This is a genomic window from uncultured Clostridium sp., from assembly GCF_963527835.1.
Lineage (GTDB): Bacteria > Bacillota > Clostridia > Clostridiales > Clostridiaceae > Clostridium.
On sequence record NZ_CAURTC010000001.1, the window covers coordinates 1 to 15,600 of the forward strand.

Below are 15,600 nucleotides of genomic sequence, written 5' to 3' on the forward strand. Positions count from 1 at the left end.
GTTCCATATCTCTCTGTATCTTTTTTAAATACACCTAGTATAGGAGATAATATTAACTCTTTTTCTTCACTATTATTAGACTTTTTAATTTTATCAGTAGTTTTTTTAGTTTCCTCTTTTCCTAATACTTTAACTTGAGTTACAGCTCCATTAAGACTTGATTTTGATTGAACATCTTCTGCTATATTATCTAATTTATAAACTACACCATTACTTCCTAATTCAATTAAATCTAAGCTTTCTGACATTCTAAATTTATAAAGACTCCCACCCTTTTGAGCTGTTTCTTTTAAATCCTTTTTCAACATACCAAATAGAGATTCTTTTCTCAGGTCCTTTGATAAACCTATACTTGTTTCTACAAAATTTCCTACTGGTATACTCCAATCTTTGCATATTATTTTAGTTCTTTGAGTAGCAGTTTGCCCATCATTCCACAAGTATTCATCATCTGATTCCTCTATACTTACAGTTCTTTCTCTACAAACAATAGATAGTTTTTTATTTTTCTTTGAACCACTTATATCTCTAACAGTACCATCAAATATTTTTTTATATTCATTGCTATTAAACATATAATCATATAGTTGAATACTATCTCCTTTAACTAGTCCTATGTTTTTTAATTCATCAGTTTCTATTAAAGATAAATTTAAAGTATATGCTATACTATCTATGCTCTCTTTTAGTATTGCCTGTTCTGAAAGTAATTGTATTTTATATTTATTTTTTAAAACTAATTCCATAAGAGTCACCTACTTCTTAAACTTTTACTATATAATCCATATGAACATAACCACCATGATTACCATAATAAGTATGTAACCACTGTCCTTCAACTCTATAAGCTGTTACCATTTGTCCTTTGTATAATGTACCGATAATATTATGTTCAGTTCCTGGACCATTTCTAACATTTAATGCACTTGCAGTTACTTTTACTGTATCACCATCTTTAAATTTTGGTTCTTGTGAAGGTCTATTATCTTGTAAGCCACCACTATAACTATTTGTGCTAGTACTAGTTATAGTTTCTATCTTTATTTCTCTATTAGTTCTGAAAGTTATACTAAAATAAATATCTTCTAGTTCTCCAGCAACAAATTCAGAAGTAAATTTACTTATAGATACTAATTCATTTACATCTATATCGGTAATTACTAATCTTAATGGTTGTTCAATATCTTGCCAGCCTTCTATTAACTTTTTACTGTTCAAAGGTGTATCTAAATACATTTCTTTGCAATAAGATTCGTCGTATTCAGCAGGAAATAAAGAATTAAAACTTATTTCTCTTATTTTTTCACCCTTTTGAGTTATATCAACTTCTCCAAAGTCTAATATATCTGCTGTAATGTATCGTTTTTCTTTTGATAAAGATAAAGAATTTAAAGGATTAACAGGAAAATGAAATTTATAATTTTTAGCTTCATCTATTAGATAAATATCCATATAATCTGCTCCTTTTTCTACTTTTGAGCATATAAAAAGCACCTACAACTAATGTAAGTGCTTTAAAAATATTTCTATAATTATTATACTAAACTTTTAACTTGTATTTTCTCATTTTCTTATCATTTTCTTATCATATTTTTTCAATATCTATACTAATTATACTTGGGGCTCCAATAACCCTTTGTTCATACACTGAACCATAAATTTTAATATTATCACCTATTTTAAATTTTTTATTATTATCTGGTAATATTATTGCATACGATTCTATACCTTTAGCAGTTTCTTTTTTTAAAAATATAGTAGGAAATACATATAATTTGCTATCATTATCTATACTCTCAATTGTTCCCTCTACAAATACATCTTTTTTATTCCATCTATCACCATTAATTTCTACAAAGTTCGCTTCAACGCACTTATTTCTATAATCCTGTTTTGAATCTACTATATCATCTGCTTTATTATTTTCTTCTTTTTTACTATTCTCTGTTTTAGTATTATCCACCTCAATTATACTATGTGTTTCTTTTTCTGTACTTTTGTTTACCTTATCATTGTTTGTACATCCTACTAAAGAAAATCCCAATACACATATTAAACTAAAAATCAATAATATATGTTTTTTCATTCATTATCACCCCTTATTTGAATTATAACATATAGTACATTATTTTTTAATATTTGTAAGAACTTCTTTAAATTGAGATGCGAATTGATAAGTTGCTTCTTTGACTATTTCATCAATATTATCATTTCCACCTGCAATTATATCTCCGAAATTAAAACTATATGAATTTCCTCCACCTGAGCCTTGTACTTGTGGCGCATAAACAGGCGCTTGACCTAAATTATTTAGAATTGATTTAGTTTCTCCATTATTAAGTACTTTTTCTCCACCTTTAAAGTCATATAAACTTCTTCCTAATACCAATTCCATTCCACGCTCACCTACTGAATTAATTCCAGGCATTGCGTTGTTTGTTCCAGTATAATTTTCTTTTCCCCATTTAATAGTTTCTCTTGATAGACTATTAGGGGCACCTACTAAATCAGTTTCTATTTCGCTTGCTGGTTTTGTAATCTTACTACTTGAATTATCTTGTTTTTGCCCAGCCATTCCAACAACACCATGGGTTTCTATATCAGCAAATTTTGTACTAAAACTAGTATTATCCCACCATTGCTTTATTTTTCCCCAAAAGGTTAAAATTTTCCCTGTATTAAGTTCTACATTATGCTCTAAATCTCCATAAGCTTGCTTTAACATATCAATCCCTTGACTTCTAGTTGCATCTGCAGCAGCTATTGTTTCATCTCTTTGCCTTTCAGCTTCTTCTATTATTTTATTTGCAGTTTGTTCAGCATATTCGCCTCCCATAGCTCTTATTTGCTCTGCAATATTAACTCTTTCTGCATATTCAGCATTAGCAGCATCTACAGTTTGTTGCCTTTGATTATTTAATTGTTGTACTATTTCAGCAGCAGTTTCCGCAGTTATTCTTCCTGTTTGGTCTTTAATTCTTCCTAAAATAACTGCACTTTCTTTTTCAGTTTCAGATAAGTTTGTAATAGCTGTAGTAGTCATTTGTGACCTTAGTTCATTTATTTTATTATTTTCATCTTGTGTTAAGCTTCTATTTGCTTCACTTGCATCCTTATAAATAGAACTTATTTCTTTTAAAGCATTTTCAGTTGTAGTTGTTTGTTTGTTATAATGATTTTCTATTTGTGCCATAATATTATTTTGCTCTTCTGTTGTTAACTTACTATTGTTATTAAACATTATCTGTATTTTACTTAAGTTTGATTTTAAATTCTCATCTAATTTGTTCGTAATAATTTTATTCATATTAGTAAACTGCTCTATAACATTATTAGCAATATCGCTTGTTATAGTAGTATTTTTATATTTTAAGTTCAACAATGTTCTTTGTACACTATTGTCCATTTCCATATAAGCACCTACAGCTTTTTTAGTTGCATCAGATATTTTGGTGATTTCTTGACTCATTCCACCCATACCCGAAACATTTGTAGAATCTTTTAAATATTCTATTTTATCTGCAAATAAATCCACTGCTGGAACAACTTCTTTACTTAATTGTTTAGCTGCTACTAATCCAGCAATTCCTACTCCAGCTATAACCAATCCAGTTGGAGATAATAAAGCTGGTATTATTTTAGATGCTAGTCCTAAGCCTTGCATTGCTCCAGTAGTTTTTACAAGTGCATCTGCTGTTGCAGCTGTTTTAAATCCACCTAATAATTTTCCAAATGTTCCTACTGTAGTTGATACTTTATTAATTGCAGACATTCCAACAAATGCTCCTGTTAATCCTAAAAAAGCACCTCCAGCAACTTTAATCGTCCCTATATTATTGCTTATAGTATCTACAAATTTTACTACTGAATCTGTGATACTAGGCATTTTAGCAGTAAACCATGTTACAAATTGTTTAACATTAGGAGCAAGTCTTTCTCCTAATGTTATTTTTGCACCCTCTATAGCACTTTTTAAAATGGTCCATTGCCCACTTAAAGAATCAAGCTTAGTATTAGCCATTTGTTTAGCTGCACCATCCGCATTATAAATAGCATTAGTTAATTTATTATAATCAGCTTCACTTGCATTTATAATTGAAAGCATACCGGACATTGCTTCTTTTCCAAAAAGGTGGCTTGCTGCTGCTGCTTGAGTAGCTTTATCTACTCCGCCCATTTTTTCTCTAAGCATATCCATAACACTTTTTAATGATTTCATTTTTCCATTACTATCTGTAAGAGATAAATTATATTTATCCATTACCGTTACCATAGTATCAGTTGGACTTGCCATATTGACTATAGCATTTTTAAGAGAAGTACCTCCCATACTACCTTTTACACCTGCATTAGCCATTAATCCAAGTGCAAGGCTGGCGTCTTCAACACTATACCCCATAGCTCCTGCAGTTGCACCAACATACTTAAAAGATTCTCCCAATAGACCTATATTAGTATTTGCATTTGCACTAGCTTGAGCCATAACGTCAGCTAAATGTGTAGTATCACTAGCTTTCATTCCAAATGCTGTAATTGCATCTGAAATAATATCACTTGTGCTTGCTAAATCTTCCCCACTTGCTGCTGCAGCATCTAACAAACCTGGCATAGCTGATATAATATCTTGTGTTTTATATCCCGCCATAGCAAGATAGTTCATACCCTGACTTACTTCTACTGCACTAAAGGAGGTTGTTGCTCCTAAATTTTTAGCTGTATCAGTTAATTTAAGTAGTTCATCATTACTTGCTTGGCTTGTTGCCTGTACAGTTTTCATACCATATTCAAAATCACTAAATGTTTTAATAGCTGAACCTATTCCTAGACCGCCCAATGCTACAGTTCCAGCTAATCCTATACTGATTATTTTCTTAGCACCTGTTTTGATCCAGCCATTTATTTTATTTTGTGCTTTATTTATAACAGAACTTGCTTCGTCTTTAGCTTTAATCTTTGCTGTAGCTGTCTTATTATCTAACTTTTCTGTTTTAGACTTTATTTTATCTATTGCTGTTGATGCAGTATCTTTAAGTTTTGCACTAGGACTAGCTGTTAGTTTGTCTAAATCTCTAACTTTTTTTTTAACTTTTTCAGTACTTTTTTCTACTTCTGTTAATACTTTTTTAGACTGTTTATCTCCATCAACTTTTATATTTATTCCTAATCTGTAAACTTCCTTTTTAGCCAAACTTTCACCTCCTTAAGAATAAAAAAATAAAGGGGGAACTATTTTTATTTAGTTCCCCCTCTTTGATTTTTCAATTTCTTTATTCTGTTTTTCTACTTCATAATCACTAAATACCATCATTAATTTTTGTGAAATTTTATTATTAGCTATTCCGTAAAAAATGTGTGGCATTATATGATGCATAGTAAAAATATTATAAAGGCGAGTTATTATTCCTCCTCGCCTGATAAGTTTTTTATATCTTCTGCATCACTTAGTTCATCATCATATCCACTTAGCGCTAACACTTTGTTAACTAAATTAGTTCTTTCTCCACCTAGTAGTTTTCTTAGTATAAATTGTTTTCCATCACTTACACCATGCTTCTCTAATAATCTAGGTTCATTCCAATTAAAGTTAGTAGTAGCTCCAAGAATTAATCCTGCATCATATTCTTCACCATTTAATTTTTCTTCCATTACACCTTTAACTTTTCTTTTTGAAGTACATTTTTTTCTTATTTGAGCTATTTCTGTACTATTAAGGCCTTTTAATTCTACTGGTATACCTATTCTTCCAAGAACTATTGTTGCTTTCGGTGCTTCTACTTCACCTAATAATTTGTTGATTATATCCTCTTCTTGCATTTCTAAAACATTGTTTTCTGTATTCATAATTAATAATTCCTCACTTTCATCTTTTAAAATTCTAATAAATAAAAATAACTGCTAATTTTAATCAGCAGTTATCGGGTCAAGTAAATCAAAGCCGGAAAATACAAAAGGCATCTCTTCTTCTATTACTTCTCCAGGTTTAAAGTTTACTAAATTTATCTTTGTAAATTGACAATTCTTTAATCTTATTCTTTCAGCTCCATAAGCTTCAGGATCATCTAATTCAGTTAATAACTCAAACCTATTAAATCCTTGTTGAGTCATTTCTGATGTAACCTTCCAACCTTTAAGTGTTCCTGAACCTTTTTTAAGTCCACCTTTATATCCTATCCATTCAGAACCTACAGTTGGAGTCTCTTTCATATCTCTTTCTACATCAGCAGTACATTCAGATACTTGCGGATATTCCTTTCCATCTTTAAAAACTCTTCCATAAGTACCTGAACAAATTCTACTTGAATCAAGTTCTTTTTTTGTAGACATTTAAACACATCCTCTCTATTTTAAATTACCTGTACTGAAAATTTTCTTTATGACATTTATATATTCAGCATCCCACTTCCAGAAAAATTCATCTGACTGAGCATTCTTTTGTAGTTCTTCATCTGTTTCTATATTAAACTTTGATATAATATTTAGCTTTTGATATGTTTCAAAGAATGTTTTTAGTCCACAAAGTATTACAGTATGTCCTGTTTCATCATTAGAGTTATCTCCTATATAATCTTTTCCAGCTATAGCTGTTTGCTTATTTACTGTATTGATGAATCTAATTGCTCTGATATTACCTAGTGATTCCTCTTTTTCATTTTTATAGTTCTTATAGGTATTAACATCATCTACAACAATTACCTCATTATCCTCTACAGCTAATACTATAGTTCCAGATTCTAAAGCACTCTCTATTTCAGTTCTTGTTAATCTAGGTTCTACACTATCAAAGATAGTAGTTTCATTACAGATTGACCCCTTCAAATTTTTTCCTACTGCTAAAGCAGCTATATAAACTGCAACTTCTGCTGCTGTATAAGTAACTCCATCATAAGTAACGGATTTTAAATAAACATTATGCATCAAGTAATCATTGTACTCTTTTGATTTCGCATTAGCTTGACTTAAACTTTCTGAATTGCTTGCTACAAAAGCTAATACATCAAGACCTTCTTCTTTACACTTATCCGCCCAAGTTTTAATACTTGTATGCAATCCTATATCTGTAACTCCATCTAAAACAAAACCATCAATACTGTAACTTTCAAAAGCTTTCATTGCCTTTAAGTATTCAGCATTAGTAATATTGGAAGTACCATCATTTCCACCCGAAAATGCTTCATTTACTATATCTGCTAGTGTTCCTGTTGCACCTTCAACCTTTGAAGCAACAATATAATCACTTAGGGCAGATTTATTTATTTTGTTTACTATTTCATCAATAGTTCCAAGTAAAGCACTAACTTCAACTAATTGAGTAGTGTTTTCATATAGAATAATATCTTTTGCTTCATCATTTATTAAGTTAGTTCTAATAGTTATATTAAACTTTTTTGAACTTGGATATATAGTTGATAATTTTATTTCTCCATCAGATTCCGTATTTTTAAGTGTTAACTCTCCTGGTTTAGCAGCATTATCTACAAGCCTATAAAGTAATAACTCTTTTGGTTTCCCTAACAATGCTAAATTTCCTAGCTTATATGCTGTAAACTCAATATTATCGCCAAAAGCATTTTTTAAATGTCTTTCTTGAGAAACAGAAACTACTTTATTTACTGGCCCCCAATCGCTTTTTACTGGCATAGCTAAAACACCTTGAATATTATTTGCTGATTCTTCTGCTACTATCTGCATACGGTTATAAAATCCAGGAATTTTAGGCTTATTTTTTTCATCCCATGTACCTTTTGCCATTTATTTAACCTTCTTTCCTAAAAAATCTTTTACTATCTTTTCAAATTCACTCTTACTTATTTCATTCTTATTGCAAATAGATAAAGCACCTGTAACTATAACCTTGTTATAGCCAAGTGCTTCTGCATTATCTACAAATGTTTGAATTGGATAAGTCGGTTCATTAGGTTTATCAACTACATTTTCTTTCTCTTTAGCCAAATTCATCACTCCTTCAATGTTCCTGATCCATAAATTTTATTTATTTTAGGGACTTCTTTTCTTTTAACCATTTTTCTCTTATATATCTTTACTGTTAATTGTCCTTTACTTAGCATATCTGCTTCTCTATCTTCTTCTATACTCTCTATAGTAAGATAACGCCTGTCTGCTAAATCAAATGGTATCTTCAAATCAGAAATCAAATTATCTTCTATATTTTCTAAGAACTCATTAATTTCTGATTTATTATTACTAGCTATATGGCATATAAGAGTTTTACTTTCTTTTATAAGAGCATTAGATTCTCTTTCTTTTTCCTGATCTTGTACTCTCCATAGAATTGAAGGTACTTCAAAGTTTTGTTTCCAATTATTAAGATAAATAGGTAATTTAATAATGTCTTTGGTATAATCACTCAGAGCATCTAACCATTTATCTGTATTAACTTCATTTTCTTCATGTAAGGATATAACAGTAAATTGTAATCCCCTGTATATTGCGTCCCAATCTTCATCAACACCATCTTGACCGATTATTCCATTAAATATACATGTAAATGTTTCTCCTGTTTTAGTATCCTCAATAGTCTGCATATTCAATGTTTTAATTACTTTACCCATTAATGCATCTACATAATTAAAAGATGTTCTCTCATTGTAAATGTAAATTTCAATAGTTCTCTTAAATCCCACCGCTTGATTATTTTTAGTATCATCATTTTGTAGAATAATTGCATATGGTTTAATTGTCTGTTTGTCTGGAATATTAGGTTCATAGCACCCTTTTAATTCCGGAATACTTTGTAATAGTTTTTCTCTTATTCCATACCGCATACTTAATCACTCCAATATTTTTCAATTGTATTTATTATTAATGATTTGTTTTCATTAAGTGTATCTTTAAGAACTGGTCTAGCTTTTATTCCTTTTACACTTTTTGCAAAATGTCTTTTGCCATTTTCATCAAGCCAACTTAGTACTTTTTTAGATACCGGTACTATAGCTCTTTTAGTTGGTCCATAAATACCAGTACCTTCTTCAAGCCATTCACCATATTCTGTTCCATGTGCTAGATATAATTCATAACTTCCATTTCCGCCTTCACTTCCACCATTTATAAGTTGCCTTGCATTACCGCTTCTATCTTTCCAGTATGTTTTAGATTTGGCTTGTGAAATTAATATTGGAGAAATAACACCAGTTAGTAATAATGACATTCCTGACATCTTTCTATCTATAAAGTCAAATACTTCAAACCCCATATTAACACCACCTAATCTACTCGTTTCAAATCACATATATAACCACAAATTGTATCTTCTATTACTATTGGATAAGCTGCTTGTATTTCGAAACAACCTTCTTTGCTTTCAAATGTAATTAAATTTTTAGGATCTACTTTAATATTATTTTCATTGTTCAGAAGCATTTTGTATCTATTAGTAGAATATGAAGTACCTGCTATTTTACTATCTATATTTATTTGAGTTGAGCTATCTTCTAAATATACAATGCCTGAGTATGTTATTGTACTTTGATTATTTTCAAAAGCCCCATCTACTAATATTTTTTCAATATGTTCTACTGTAAATGTAGTTGGATTTACTGATATTCCTTTATTAATTGCATCTATAATCTTTTTAGCTTTCAATCTAGCCATTAACAGCCATCTGCCCTTCTCATAGATGTTTTATATCCTGTAGTTTTATTTGGTGTTAAATTAGCCTGTTCTTGCAAATAATCAGCTTGATAAATACTTGCTAAGTTATTCCAATAATCTGGATCAGCATTTTCTATTTCTATAGGCCCTACTTTTATTTTTTTATCTGTATTAGTTTTCATTAAACAACCACGCCAACTTGCTTTAAGGACATTGTTATCATTAACTAATAATAAGTTTTGAAGTTCTTCATCAGCAAATACTGGATATTGATTTTCATTAAGATTAATTTTTAATATTTCTAAAGGTGTAAGTTCCATTCTTATTCACCTTCCTGTCCTTCTCCTTTTTTATCATCATTTTCTAAAATTTCTACTGATGCATATCCTTTTTCTTTTAATTCATTTACATCATCTTCTCTGATTAAAAATTCTTCTCCTGGTTTGTATGATGTTTTATCATATTTAATGCATACTAAAGCTGTAGCTTTGCATACACATTGTTTTGATTTTGCCATATCTATCATCCCTTCATTTTAATATAATAAAAAAGCATGGTTTAAATTAACCACGCTCTTAACCTACTGTTGCAAAGAAACATTCTTCTGCATTATCAAATGATGGTAATACAATTTGAGATACCTTAGTATCTACTGCAACTGGATCTTCTTTGACCATAGTTGTAATTGCTATACCAGTTTTAATTACCTCTGTATCTATTGTTTGACTTCCATAAATTTTATCGTATTCTTCAGGAGTTATTGAATAAATTGTTTTTCCTAGCGTGCCTTTAGGTATTAACGTAACTAGATTATCTTCATAATAATTTTGTTTTTTCTCTTGTTCATCTACATATACACCATTTAAAAAGGCTATTTCTAAACTTAACTTCTTCTTTAAGAATGAAATATAGTCTTCATCTGTTATTATTACTTCTCCTAATGTTCTAGATTTTAAATCTTTAGTTATTGCTTCATTAATAGTTATATAACTAAAAGTTTTTTCAGTTAATAACATTCTTGTAGGTTTTTCGGATCCAGCATCAGTAAATTTCTTTTGCCATCTTTTTATATCTCCTACTATATCAGCGCTTGGATCACTCCATTTTGCACTACCTGATAATACTTCTTTATGTTCTAGTGGTATTCCATAATCTACTACTATATCTCCATCATCTGTTACAATATTTATTTCACCTTTTTGAATTACTTGTGCTCTCATTCTAGTGGCTTGTACATCAGCGCCGCCAACTAAATTAGCATAATTATCAAATACTTGCTTAAGCATGAAATCTATAAGATTTTGATTGTTTGAGTTTTTAGCTTCAATTAGCTTTCTTCTATCTTTCTCTTTAATCCCTACTGCTTCTTTAAAAAAGGGCATTTCCTTCTTTTCTACATTTACATTAGCTTTTAAAGCTCTAACCTTTGCAGCTACATCAAATGTAGACATTTTTAAAGCAACTGGTCTTTGTTTAGCACCTTTGGCAAGTTCAAGTTCCATACTCAATTGCTTGTCTGATGGAAATAAAGCCTCATCAATATTAGTTTGTGGTGGTAAATTGTTAATATAAAGTGCTATTTGTTTTGAATTTATAAATTCACTTATTTTCATTAAGTATTCCTCCTTACATAAATGTTATTTGTTTTAATGCAGCTATAGCTTCAGCTGTTGGTTTGTCTGCAATAGCTTTACTATTAATAAATCCATGTATTGTTACTGGTAAAATTTCTGTTCCTCTTGAATTTTTGAAATCTACATCTGTAAAAGTAAGTCCCCATGTATTAGTTCCATTTGATGGTTTACCATCTTTATCAACTAATGTTCCTGCTGGTAATATATCATCTACCAATTTAGAAACTACATCTTCTTTAGCTACTTTTTTATTAATATTTATATAATGATCTCCTGCTATTGCTCTAATGTCTTTTTGTCCTACTGATATTGAATACCCACTTTGTCTCATATTTTTCTACCTCCTATTTAAAAAAATCATTTAATGTTTCTGTTCCTTTCATTTGCTCTGCTTTTTCTTTTGCTAATCTTTCTCCAATTTCCATAGTGTTTTTCTTTTCTTCTTGTCCACCACTTCCAGTATCTCCACCAGTGCTAAATGAACCTGTTCCTGGAATCTCTTTAGCAAATAAATAATCATGTGATGTTTTAAGTGGTTCTATTTGTTCTTTAAGACCTATAACAGAATCACCATCAACTTTAAGTTTATCTTTATCAATAAGTGCCATGATTAACTTTTTATCTTTAACATTAAAAGCACCTAATCCCTTTTCTAAAGCATTACTAAAATTAATATCAGATAACTGTTTATCATAAGTTTCTTTTTGAGTTTTATTATCTAACTCTAACTTCTCAACTTTTTCCTTAAGTCCATCAACATCCTTGTATTCTTCTTTGAGCTTAGATAATTGAGTATCTTTCTGTTCAGATTGCTTCTTATATTCCTTAGCCTGTTCATTTACTTGGTCGAATCTAATCTTTGGAATGAAGTTGCCTGAACCTATATCTTCAAAATCTTTTTTCCCTAATTCTTTTCTTTTATCTTCTGAAAGAGCATTAAATGCTTCTTCTCCGATAATGTCTTTAATATGTGCCATGTTTTAAGTCCTCCTTAATCTCTAATTACAGTTTTTAGCGTGCTACTGAACCACGTTAGAGTATTATGCTCAATTATTCTTTAGTGCCTGCAATTAAGCTAAAAAGGCGAAAAAATAAAGCCTTATTTTTAAGACTTTAAATAATAAAATATAACATTAATTATTACTGCTAATATAGAGCCTATAATTAAATTAATGATACCTTGCATTACTTCTCATTCTTTCCAAGAACATTTCTTTCAATTCTATCTTCTACCCTTCGGTTCATCCACATTAAAGCTTCTTCAATATGAGTTAGTGCAATTGCATTTTCCCTTGAACTAAATGGTCCTGTTTGAAATGCCTTTAATCTGTCTCTTACTATTTCTAATAGATCCGTATCAATTACTCCATGTGTTGAACCTTCTTCATTTCTTGGCCCTTTTTGAAATTTAATTGTTTCATAAACATCATAATTTCCTTGACTATCCATAGAATAGCTTTTAATTTCATATTTATGATGTGCTCCTCCTGGTCCAACTTCATCAGCCACATTAATAAAATTTAATTTTTCTCTCTTTTGGATTGTACTTAATTCTTTCATCTTTCAATTCCTCCTAAATAAAAATAAGCCTATTAACGCATAGACTAAACGAGATATGTGGATCACCTTAACCTTTCCTGATTTCTTTATAAAATTGAATGATTATAGTTATATATGCAATAACCATGTCTATCTTAAGAAGAATAATATCTTTAATAAAAAAGGATAACACTAAAATAACTGTCCATAGAATCGCACATATAATATAAATTTTTCTTATATTCATATAATTACCTTTCTGAATTATTAATGTTCTTCAGTGCTATTTTAATACCATTACATATATTTTTCTGTATCTCTTCTATAGATTTTTCATTACTTTCAATGTTTATATTAAAAGTATGTTCGCATATAGGATGTTTAGGCATTTTAATTCCTTTTGCTTCTGCATATTGTTCACCTAATGATTTACTACAACCACATTTAGCATTTTCTAATACTTCAACTTCTTCAAAAGCTTTATTTAACTTTTCAAATTGTTTAGCAAAATAATCTACCATTTCCTCATTCGTTGCCCATGTACTACATTCTGCAAGTCCACTTTCATGTAAAAAAGCATGTATTATCTCATGTCTTATTACTTGTTTCTGATAGATTTCTAAATTGATTAAAGTATTTAGCTCTGTTTCTTCTTTATTAAAATCTTCAACAATTATTAATTTAACACTATAGTCACAATAACCATCACAGTTTGTTAGTCCTTTATCTTCTGATTTCTTTCTTTTTTCAATAGTCCATTCAGAACCTAGTATATTTACTTTACTTGACATCTCCATTCATACTCTCCTTTCATTAATTTACTCATAGCCTGTTTATGAACATTTATATTATCTTTTAAAGCAACATTAAGTACATTTTTAAATTTTCTTGGTAAATTACTATTTAGTGCTACTCTAATTTTTTCAATATTATTTTTAAGCTTTCTTGTCTTTGGATTATCTAAGCAAATAATATACTTAGCGCCACACTTAGGACACTCAAAGTAAGTTTCACTTATCATAGCACCTAAATACTGTTCTTTCATTTGTGGTTCAAATTCATGTTTGCAATTTATATTCTCACATTTAACATTCATCAATACCCCTCCCATTTATTTTTTAAAAATTTCTGCAATAGTGGCTATACAAAGTGTGATAGTTACACAGATTATTATTAATTGAAATGCATCCAAAATTATCACTTCCTATTTTTATACTTTTCTACTTTTTTATTTTCTTTTAAATATGTAAACTTACATACAAATAATCTTATTTCTCCTGCTGATATAACTGTTCCACATTCATTCATAAAACATTTTGATATTGTAATAATATTATTAATGCTACAGTCCGGATCATTATCTTTAACTTCGAGTGTAAATCCTCTTCCTAAAAGTTTATAAAAGTCTTCTTTCCTAAAATGTTCTTTGGTTTTCTCTTCGTCTATGTCGTACATTACTATAATGCCTTTGCTTATCTTATCTCTATCTTTGAGGATTATAGACTTCACATTTGTGCCAGCTTTAACACCATTAATTCTCAAACTGGTATATGTTGATAATTTAACTTCATTTCCACTTAACATTAATTCCACCCAACTCCTTTTTATTTTATGTTCATATTTCATAAAGTAGAGTAGACTGTCGGCAATATAGTAACTTGTCCTGTATTGCCTTTCTACTTTTTGAGCATGAAAAAAGCACCTGAATTACTTCAAGCGCTTAATCATATTTCTCACTATCTTTATTTTACCATATATTTTTATTATATATTCTCAACTTTTTCTCATTTTCTTCTCATTTTTCTTCATTCTTAGGAACTTTAACTTGCATTGTACCATCTTTCCCATTAACTTTTACATTCTGTTTAATAGGCTTAACTTCTTCTTTGTTAGTCCTGTCATATCCTTCGCACCATTTATCTAATTCTTCATTGTTTCCACCATCTACCCATTTATTAATCTTTGCTATTGCATCATCTATGTCCGATACTTCTTCTGTAAAGAAACATAAGCAATTAGGATGTTGAAGTGGTGTCTCATTAGGCTTATATACTTTTCCTTCTCTATCATCACATTCATCTTGTTTTCCATGCATACGTGCAGAATGACTGGCACTCAAATTCCATTTTAATCCTAAACTAAAGGGATTCTTTTTTGCATTTTGAATTTGTGTTTCTGCAGCGGCATGAGTGATACTTGTCCTTGCTAATCTTTGTGCATTATAAGAAATTTTATAACTATTTATCCCTGCTTTAAAACTCTTACTTACAATTCTTTTTTTAGGATTAACATACTTCTCTAACTCATTTGCTAGAGTTCTTACATTTGCACCACTAGCAATATTCGTTTTTATTAGAGTATCAATGTTTTTTCCATTTTCTTTTGTAATATTCCATAGTCTTTTACTAAGTGTTTTGCCATCTTCATAATATCCTCCAGATATAAGTGTTCTTACAGCATTATCAGATATTTTTGTAATATTATTCTTTAGTCTATCACTTATATGTCTATTGGGTGCAACTTGATCTGCAAAATCTAATATTACCTTTCTTTGTATATAAGAACTTTCCCAAGTATTTTCTAGAATATTATTGTTAAGATTTTCATACAGTTCTTTAGTATAATTATTGATTATCTTAGCGCAATCTATTTTATGTGTTTTAGTTCTACTATCTGGCATATCAAGTATATCATCAATAAGTTTGCTTGCAGCTTTACTATATATTTCTATTACCTGTTTTTCTTGTGCAAGTGTTAATTTAAGTACTTGTTTTCTAGCTTCAAGTATTTTCTTTTTATAAGAATTCATAGTTTTCAC

At 29.6% G+C, this 15,600-nt stretch carries 22 protein-coding genes; all 22 read right to left on the reverse strand.

The window, feature by feature from the left end:
• A partial coding sequence (locus tag RYM86_RS00005) for an XkdQ (RefSeq protein ID WP_315076168.1) occupies window positions 1–746 on the reverse strand: 746 nt, incomplete at its 3' end.
• A 16-nt stretch (window positions 747–762) separates the two neighbouring features.
• Window positions 763–1,452 (reverse strand): SH3 domain-containing protein, encoded by a 690-nt coding sequence (locus RYM86_RS00010; RefSeq protein ID WP_315076170.1) that lies wholly within the window; start codon window positions 1,450–1,452, stop codon window positions 763–765.
• Window positions 1,453–1,585: 133 nt separating this feature from the next.
• The gene (locus RYM86_RS00015; RefSeq protein WP_315076172.1) at window positions 1,586–2,086 is read right to left on the reverse strand and encodes a hypothetical protein; all 501 of its coding nucleotides are present in this window, start codon (window positions 2,084–2,086) and stop codon (window positions 1,586–1,588) included.
• A 39-nt stretch (window positions 2,087–2,125) separates the two neighbouring features.
• The gene (locus tag RYM86_RS00020) at window positions 2,126–5,188 is read right to left on the reverse strand and encodes a phage tail tape measure protein (protein WP_315076173.1); all 3,063 of its coding nucleotides are present in this window, start codon (window positions 5,186–5,188) and stop codon (window positions 2,126–2,128) included.
• A gap of 48 nt (window positions 5,189–5,236) precedes the next feature.
• Window positions 5,237–5,371, reverse strand: a complete 135-nt coding sequence (locus RYM86_RS00025) for a hypothetical protein (protein ID WP_260532965.1) — start codon at window positions 5,369–5,371, stop codon at window positions 5,237–5,239.
• A gap of 26 nt (window positions 5,372–5,397) precedes the next feature.
• On the reverse strand, window positions 5,398–5,841 hold the full coding sequence (locus RYM86_RS00030; RefSeq protein WP_315076178.1) for a phage tail assembly chaperone: 444 nt from the start codon (window positions 5,839–5,841) through the stop codon (window positions 5,398–5,400).
• 60 nt (window positions 5,842–5,901) lie between these two features.
• On the reverse strand, window positions 5,902–6,324 hold the full coding sequence (locus RYM86_RS00035; RefSeq protein WP_012422818.1) for a phage tail tube protein: 423 nt from the start codon (window positions 6,322–6,324) through the stop codon (window positions 5,902–5,904).
• A gap of 15 nt (window positions 6,325–6,339) precedes the next feature.
• Entirely contained in the window at window positions 6,340–7,749 is a 1,410-nt protein-coding gene (locus RYM86_RS00040) for a phage tail sheath family protein (RefSeq protein ID WP_315076187.1), read from the reverse strand.
• Window positions 7,750–7,950, reverse strand: a complete 201-nt coding sequence (locus RYM86_RS00045; protein ID WP_315076189.1) for a hypothetical protein — start codon at window positions 7,948–7,950, stop codon at window positions 7,750–7,752.
• A 5-nt stretch (window positions 7,951–7,955) separates the two neighbouring features.
• On the reverse strand, window positions 7,956–8,783 hold the full coding sequence (locus RYM86_RS00050; RefSeq protein ID WP_315076191.1) for a hypothetical protein: 828 nt from the start codon (window positions 8,781–8,783) through the stop codon (window positions 7,956–7,958).
• Window positions 8,784–8,785: 2 nt separating this feature from the next.
• Entirely contained in the window at window positions 8,786–9,211 is a 426-nt protein-coding gene (locus RYM86_RS00055; protein ID WP_315076192.1) for a hypothetical protein, read from the reverse strand.
• 11 nt (window positions 9,212–9,222) lie between these two features.
• Window positions 9,223–9,609: a hypothetical protein gene (locus RYM86_RS00060; protein WP_315076195.1), complete on the reverse strand. Its 387-nt coding sequence runs from the start codon at window positions 9,607–9,609 to the stop codon at window positions 9,223–9,225.
• Window positions 9,609–9,929, reverse strand: a complete 321-nt coding sequence (locus RYM86_RS00065) for a hypothetical protein (protein WP_315076197.1) — start codon at window positions 9,927–9,929, stop codon at window positions 9,609–9,611. The genes RYM86_RS00060 and RYM86_RS00065 overlap by 1 nt, the downstream gene beginning before the upstream one ends.
• Window positions 9,930–9,931: 2 nt before the next feature.
• A complete protein-coding gene (locus RYM86_RS00070; protein WP_012424276.1) occupies window positions 9,932–10,126 on the reverse strand; it encodes a hypothetical protein in 195 nt (64 codons plus the stop codon).
• Between the two features lie 58 nt (window positions 10,127–10,184).
• A complete protein-coding gene (locus RYM86_RS00075; protein WP_315076202.1) occupies window positions 10,185–11,222 on the reverse strand; it encodes a major capsid protein in 1,038 nt (345 codons plus the stop codon).
• A 13-nt stretch (window positions 11,223–11,235) separates the two neighbouring features.
• Window positions 11,236–11,574 carry a hypothetical protein gene (locus RYM86_RS00080; RefSeq protein ID WP_315076205.1) on the reverse strand — a complete coding sequence of 113 codons (339 nt, stop codon included), beginning with the start codon at window positions 11,572–11,574 and terminating at the stop codon, window positions 11,236–11,238.
• A 13-nt stretch (window positions 11,575–11,587) separates the two neighbouring features.
• Complete coding sequence (locus tag RYM86_RS00085; RefSeq protein ID WP_315076207.1) at window positions 11,588–12,220, reverse strand: phage scaffolding protein; 633 nt, start codon at window positions 12,218–12,220, stop codon at window positions 11,588–11,590.
• 208 nt (window positions 12,221–12,428) lie between these two features.
• Window positions 12,429–12,803, reverse strand: a complete 375-nt coding sequence (locus tag RYM86_RS00090) for an ABC transporter ATPase (RefSeq protein WP_315076210.1) — start codon at window positions 12,801–12,803, stop codon at window positions 12,429–12,431.
• A 230-nt stretch (window positions 12,804–13,033) separates the two neighbouring features.
• On the reverse strand, window positions 13,034–13,579 hold the full coding sequence (locus RYM86_RS00095; protein WP_315076213.1) for a hypothetical protein: 546 nt from the start codon (window positions 13,577–13,579) through the stop codon (window positions 13,034–13,036).
• Window positions 13,558–13,878 (reverse strand): hypothetical protein, encoded by a 321-nt coding sequence (locus tag RYM86_RS00100; protein ID WP_315076215.1) that lies wholly within the window; start codon window positions 13,876–13,878, stop codon window positions 13,558–13,560. Before RYM86_RS00100 ends, RYM86_RS00095 begins: the two co-directional genes overlap by 22 nt.
• 101 nt (window positions 13,879–13,979) lie before the next feature.
• Window positions 13,980–14,366: a hypothetical protein gene (locus RYM86_RS00105; RefSeq protein WP_315076217.1), complete on the reverse strand. Its 387-nt coding sequence runs from the start codon at window positions 14,364–14,366 to the stop codon at window positions 13,980–13,982.
• A 211-nt stretch (window positions 14,367–14,577) separates the two neighbouring features.
• Window positions 14,578–15,591 carry a hypothetical protein gene (locus RYM86_RS00110; protein ID WP_315076219.1) on the reverse strand — a complete coding sequence of 338 codons (1,014 nt, stop codon included), beginning with the start codon at window positions 15,589–15,591 and terminating at the stop codon, window positions 14,578–14,580.
• Window positions 15,592–15,600: the final 9 nt, after the last annotated feature.

What these genes read in the sequence shown, in the direction of transcription:
- RYM86_RS00010 (WP_315076170.1), bottom strand. Translation starts at nt 1,452, where the DNA reads ATGGATATTTATCTAATAGATGAAGCTAAAAATTATAAATTTCATTTT.
- RYM86_RS00065 (WP_315076197.1), bottom strand. Translation starts at nt 9,929, where the DNA reads ATGGAACTTACACCTTTAGAAATATTAAAAATTAATCTTAATGAAAAT.
- RYM86_RS00080 (WP_315076205.1), bottom strand. Translation starts at nt 11,574, where the DNA reads ATGAGACAAAGTGGGTATTCAATATCAGTAGGACAAAAAGACATTAGA.
- RYM86_RS00055 (WP_315076192.1), bottom strand. Translation starts at nt 9,211, where the DNA reads ATGGGGTTTGAAGTATTTGACTTTATAGATAGAAAGATGTCAGGAATG.
- RYM86_RS00075 (WP_315076202.1), bottom strand. Translation starts at nt 11,222, where the DNA reads ATGAAAATAAGTGAATTTATAAATTCAAAACAAATAGCACTTTATATT.
- RYM86_RS00015 (WP_315076172.1), bottom strand. Translation starts at nt 2,086, where the DNA reads ATGAAAAAACATATATTATTGATTTTTAGTTTAATATGTGTATTGGGA.
- RYM86_RS00070 (WP_012424276.1), bottom strand. Translation starts at nt 10,126, where the DNA reads ATGGCAAAATCAAAACAATGTGTATGCAAAGCTACAGCTTTAGTATGC.
- RYM86_RS00105 (WP_315076217.1), bottom strand. Translation starts at nt 14,366, where the DNA reads ATGTTAAGTGGAAATGAAGTTAAATTATCAACATATACCAGTTTGAGA.
- RYM86_RS00060 (WP_315076195.1), bottom strand. Translation starts at nt 9,609, where the DNA reads ATGGCTAGATTGAAAGCTAAAAAGATTATAGATGCAATTAATAAAGGA.
- RYM86_RS00090 (WP_315076210.1), bottom strand. Translation starts at nt 12,803, where the DNA reads ATGAAAGAATTAAGTACAATCCAAAAGAGAGAAAAATTAAATTTTATT.
- RYM86_RS00085 (WP_315076207.1), bottom strand. Translation starts at nt 12,220, where the DNA reads ATGGCACATATTAAAGACATTATCGGAGAAGAAGCATTTAATGCTCTT.
- RYM86_RS00110 (WP_315076219.1), bottom strand. Translation starts at nt 15,591, where the DNA reads ATGAATTCTTATAAAAAGAAAATACTTGAAGCTAGAAAACAAGTACTT.
- RYM86_RS00030 (WP_315076178.1), bottom strand. Translation starts at nt 5,841, where the DNA reads ATGAATACAGAAAACAATGTTTTAGAAATGCAAGAAGAGGATATAATC.
- RYM86_RS00100 (WP_315076215.1), bottom strand. Translation starts at nt 13,878, where the DNA reads ATGAATGTTAAATGTGAGAATATAAATTGCAAACATGAATTTGAACCA.
- RYM86_RS00095 (WP_315076213.1), bottom strand. Translation starts at nt 13,579, where the DNA reads ATGGAGATGTCAAGTAAAGTAAATATACTAGGTTCTGAATGGACTATT.
- RYM86_RS00050 (WP_315076191.1), bottom strand. Translation starts at nt 8,783, where the DNA reads ATGCGGTATGGAATAAGAGAAAAACTATTACAAAGTATTCCGGAATTA.
- RYM86_RS00035 (WP_012422818.1), bottom strand. Translation starts at nt 6,324, where the DNA reads ATGTCTACAAAAAAAGAACTTGATTCAAGTAGAATTTGTTCAGGTACT.
- RYM86_RS00025 (WP_260532965.1), bottom strand. Translation starts at nt 5,371, where the DNA reads ATGCATCATATAATGCCACACATTTTTTACGGAATAGCTAATAATAAA.
- RYM86_RS00040 (WP_315076187.1), bottom strand. Translation starts at nt 7,749, where the DNA reads ATGGCAAAAGGTACATGGGATGAAAAAAATAAGCCTAAAATTCCTGGA.